Genomic DNA, 433 nt, shown 5'->3' with positions numbered 1-433 from the left:
GGGTCCTAAGGCGAGGCCGACAGGCGTAGTCGAATGGATGAACGGGTCGATATTCCCGTACCGGCTTTCAGCCGCCAAAACCGAGGCTTGGAGTACTAACCTCCGGGTCCGGGCTTACTGCTCCTTCGGGGGCGGGATGCCCTGGCCTGTTGGGACCGATCCTTGTAGTAGGTCAGCGCAGGAGTGACGCAGAAGGGTAGCCGGCCGCGGAGGTGGTCTTCCGTGGTCAAGCACGCAGGGCGTGGGACAGGCAAATCCGTCCCGCATGGGTCCGAGGTGCGATGATGGGGGCCTTATGGCCCGATATCCGGTGATCCCGGCTGCCGAGAAAAGCTTCGGCGTCAGGCTCAAAGCCGCCCGTACCCCAAACCGACACTGGTGGTCAGGTAGAGAATACCAAAGCGATCGAGCGAATCCTGGTCAAGGAACTCGG

General features: G+C 62.1%; 1 rRNA gene. It reads left to right on the top strand.

The annotated features are described in order from the left end of the window. Positions 1-433 (top strand): 23S ribosomal RNA (locus DKT72_RS18935); the annotation flags it as partial.

Origin of the sequence: Confluentibacter sediminis (assembly GCF_003258355.1) — a bacterium.
GTDB lineage: Bacteria > Bacteroidota > Bacteroidia > Flavobacteriales > Flavobacteriaceae > Confluentibacter > Confluentibacter sediminis.
Note: the sequence above shows the minus strand (reverse complement) of the source record. Positions and strands in the feature narration are given on the sequence as shown.